The sequence below is a fragment of the Leucobacter soli genome (genome assembly GCF_042659205.1).
GTDB lineage: Bacteria > Actinomycetota > Actinomycetes > Actinomycetales > Microbacteriaceae > Leucobacter > Leucobacter soli.
The window spans coordinates 1-4,100 of the sequence record NZ_JBHSRW010000204.1; the positions used below are offsets into that span (position 1 = coordinate 1).

A 4,100-nucleotide genomic window follows, 5' to 3' on the forward strand; every position below is an offset into this window, starting at 1 on the left:
AGTTCGGATGGCACGACGCACTCCTCGCCAAGGTGGGCCCCGACGCCCAGGTGCTGCGCGCGGCGGCCGGAGCCATGCGCACGCGTTCGGTCACCGAGATCATCGAGCTGCTCCACGCGCTCGCGAACGAGGCGGATGCGGACGTGCCGGCCACGATCCGGCCCCTCCTCGATCGTGTCGACGAGCTCGCCGACGGCGGGTCCGGCGAGCTCCGACGCGCGTGGGCGGCGCTCGCCGCGTTCGACACGCCGTTCACCCTCGCGCTCGCGACGCAGGTGCTCTCCGCCCACGGGCTCGCGCACCCCGAGGCCGTGCTCGCCGAGCTCGTCACCCGGGGCGTCGTGAGACGCACCGACGACACCCCCGCGCGGTTCGTCGTGCGCGTGCTCTACCGTCTGCCCGATCGGATCGCCTCCCGGCGAACCCGGCCCGAGCTTCTCGAGCAGACGCGACGCGGGATCCTGAACTGGTGGACCGCGCGCTGCGCCGACTTCACCCGGCTCTGGTTCGGCCCGCGCGAGATAGAGGAGTTCGACGAGATCGAACGGGACCTGCCGACGCTCGAGATGCTCGTCGACACCGCCGGCGCCGCGACCTCCCGGGCCGATGGCGCTGATCTCATGCGCGTCGTCTGCGCGCTCTGGCCGCTGTTCACCGCGCGAAATCGCGTCAAGCAGGCGCTCGCCTGGATCGACGCGATCGCGGAGCACGCCGAGTTGGACCGGGCGACCGAGTTCGACAAGAACTGGACGATCGCCTGGCTCGCGCTGGGCGGCAACGACATCTCGGGCTCCGAGGAGGCGCTCGGCTCCGTCCAGGCGAGCGACGCGGTCGAGGAGGCCAGGCTCGCCCAAGTGCGGGGCATACGCGAGCTCTATGCGGACAACGCCGCTGAATCGATCCGGCTGCTGGCCCTCGCCTGCGAGGGCCACCGACGGGCCGGGGATACCGCCGCCCAGCAGTTCATCGCCGAATCCCATCTCGCCGCAGCGTACTGGCGCGCGGGGGAGGTCGAGCGCGCGGCGGAGATGTGCACCAGCGCGCTGGCGATCAGCGACGCGAGCGGTGAGGTGTGGCTGCGCACGTTCGCGCTCTGGGCGGCCGGTCTCGTCGCCTGGAGCCGCGGGGACCGCGCCGCCGCGCGCCGTTACGCGATGGAGGGCGTCCGCGCGGCGATCGACCACGGCGACAAGCACGTCGCGTCGCTCTGTCTCGAGCTCCTCGTCTGGCAGCAGGCGCAGGAGGGGGAGGTCGAGCGCGCGGCGAGGCTCAGGGGCGTCGTCCGATCGCTCGAGCGCGTCTACGACGTGCCCGTGCACTTCTGGGGGACCTCGGCACTGGGGGATGAGGCGAGCACGCTGCTCGCCGAGCGCCTGGGATCGGCAGAGCTCGCCGAGCTGGTGCGTCAGGGGGAGCTCCAGGGCATCGTCGATGCGGTGGAGTGGATGGACGCGTCGACCTCGGCGAAGCGACCGCAGGAGGCGAGCTCGCCTCACGGTCTCACGGACCGTCAGCTGCAGGTGGCGGGCCTGATCGCCGAGGGGCGAACGAACAAGGAGATCGCCGCGCGCCTGATGGTCAGCGTGCGCGCGGTCGAGGCCCACGTCGAACGGATCTTCACCCGTCTCGGCTACTCCTCGCGGGCGCAGATCGCCGCGTGGGTGGCGCGCCGCGGCCTCGCGGAGTGAGCCGCGGCGTCGGGGAGCCGGGGCACGGAATCGCGGCACGGAGCCGGCGCGAGGCAACCGGATCGGGTGATTCCCGAACCCCGATGTTCGGTTATTCACACTTCTCAGGCGGCGGCGGGGCCCCGAGACTGGGATGAGCTGCCGTAGCCACCGCTTGGACCCGGCGCAATGAGGCGAGAGGACCGATATGAGCACCGTTGCACACCTGCTGGACGCGGAGAGCGCCACGATCGAGGATCTGGAGCAGGATCCCTATCCCTTCTTCGCGCACTGGCGGGAGCACGCACCGGTCGCCTACGTGCCGGCGGTCGAGGGCTGGATGGTCTCGCGATGGGACGACTGCGAGTACATCGGCAAGCTGGAGGGCGCGACCAACTCCGAGAGCCTGTACTCCGACAGCTTCTTCGGCCGGAATATCCTCACCATGGGAGGCGACCCGCACGCCCGGCTCCGCAGCGCCGTCGACGTCCCGCTGCGGCCGAAGGCCGTGGCCAAGTACGTGGATGCGCTGACCCGGCCGGTGGCGCGCGAGTACGTGCAGCGGGTCCGCGAGATGGGGCGGTTCGACGCCTCGAAGGATCTGCTCGAGCGGATCTCCGTCCGCGTCGTCGCGAACGTGCTCGGACTCAGCGACTTCGATGACGACACTCTGCAGCGCTGGTTCAACGACCTCAACCAGGGCCTCAACAACTTCGCCGGAGACCCCGAGGTGGACTCCCGAGCGAACACCGCGAAGCGCGAGATCCACGAGTACTCGGAGTCGGTCTACCCGAAGCTCACCGCCGACCCGGACGAATCCATCCTCTCGGCGCTGTTCACCGGGAACACCGAAGACGAGGGTCCGCGCCCCCTCGACGAGATCATCGGGACCGCATGGGTGATCGTGCTCGGCGGATTCCAGGAGCCCGGGCACGCGGCGGCGGCGTCGCTGCTCGGCCTGCTCACGGAACCCGAGCAGTACGCGGCAGTGGTCGCGGATCCGTCGCTCGTGCCCGCAGCGGTGCACGAGGGCCTGCGCTGGATCGCCCCGTTCGGCACGGTGCAGCGCAAGGCGCTCGTCGACATCGAGGTGGACGGGATCACCATTCCGGCGGGCGATGAGATCCAGCTGGCGGTCGCCTCCGCGAATCGCGATGAGCGCCGCTACGAGGACCCCGAGCGCTTCGACGTCTTCCGCCCCCGGCAGGCGCAGGCCTCCTTCGGCTACGGCGAGCACTTCTGCGCCGGGCACTTCCTCGGACGCGAGGTGGAGCGCGTCGCCCTCGAGGAGATCGTCGCCGGCCTCCCCGACCTCCGCCTGGATCCGGATCGGCCGGTGGTCGAGCACGGCCTGTTCGTCCGCGGGGTGAAGAACCTGCCCGTCATGCTGGGCGAGCAGTGACGGTCGTCGCCCCGTCGGTCGCGATCGTCGGGAGCGGTCCGAGCGGCTGCTATGCGGCGCAGGCCCTCCTCAAACGTCTTCCGGAGGCCGAGATCACCGTCTTCGACCGGCTCCCGGTGCCGTACGGGCTGGTGAGATACGGGGTCGCCCCCGATCACCAGGGGACGAAGTCCGTCGCCCGCCAGTTCGACCGGCTGTTCGAGCGGCAGGGCGTGCGCTTCGCCGGGAACGTCGACGTCGGAACCGACATCGGGCTCGACGATCTGCGCGAGGCCTTCGACATCGTGATCGTGGCGACCGGTCTGGATGCGGATCGCGCACTCCCCGTCCCCGTGGTCGAGGACGTGAAGCGCGTCGGTGCCGGGCATCTCATGCGCTGGATCAACGGACACCCCCGCGCGGAGCTGGACGGTTTCCGCTTCGGCGCGCGCACCGCGATCGTCGGGATGGGAAACGTCGCCATGGACATCGCGCGGCTTCTCGCCGGGAGCGACGAGACCTTCGACGGCTCCGACCTCGACCTCCCGGCGTGGAACGAGATGCGCGCGGAGCTCCGGCACATCGACGTGATCGGACGCGGCCGCCCCCACGAGGCACGCTTCGACCTGGCCATGCTGCGACAGCTCGGCGAGCTCGACGGCGTGCGGGTCGAGGTCGCCCCCGGCCCCGGCATCCAACCCGGCGCGGGCATTGAAGCCGGCACGGACATCGAAGCCGGCACGGACGAGGCCCCGGACGACTCGAAGGCGCAACTGCTCCGGGAGCTCAGCGCGCGCCCGGCGACCGACCGCACGCGGGTGACCATCCGCTTCCGTTTCGGCTGCACTCCGATCGAGGTCGGCTCGGGCAACGGCTCCGGCAACGGCATCGGCACCGCCGCGATCCGGTTGCAGTCGGCCTCGGGCGAGCAGATCGAGATCGAGGCGGACAGCCTTGTGACGGCGATCGGCTTCGACCACGCCCCCGAGGCCCGGCGGCTCTTCGGCAGCGAGCCGCCGCAGGGCTCGGCCGACCATGACGGGCGCCTCGCC

The 4,100-nt window shown here is 71.0% G+C and carries 3 protein-coding genes; all 3 read left to right on the forward strand.

Features of this window, described 5'->3' with window-relative positions; genetic code table 11:
* The coding region (locus ACFPZL_RS10735; RefSeq protein WP_382335386.1) for a LuxR C-terminal-related transcriptional regulator at positions 1–1,688 on the forward strand (1,688 nt) is incomplete at its 5' end.
* A 187-nt stretch (positions 1,689–1,875) separates the two neighbouring features.
* Positions 1,876–3,069 carry a cytochrome P450 gene (locus ACFPZL_RS10740; RefSeq protein ID WP_218114930.1) on the forward strand — a complete coding sequence of 398 codons (1,194 nt, stop codon included), beginning with the start codon at positions 1,876–1,878 and terminating at the stop codon, positions 3,067–3,069.
* Positions 3,066–4,100, forward strand: a 1,035-nt coding sequence (locus ACFPZL_RS10745) for an FAD-dependent oxidoreductase (protein ID WP_382335388.1), incomplete at its 3' end; no start/stop codon positions are given. The genes ACFPZL_RS10740 and ACFPZL_RS10745, both read left to right, overlap by 4 nt.

Excerpts from the sequence above, each read along its gene's own strand:
- ACFPZL_RS10740 (WP_218114930.1), top strand. The coding sequence starts at position 1,876 with ATGAGCACCGTTGCACACCTGCTGGACGCGGAGAGCGCCACGATCGAG.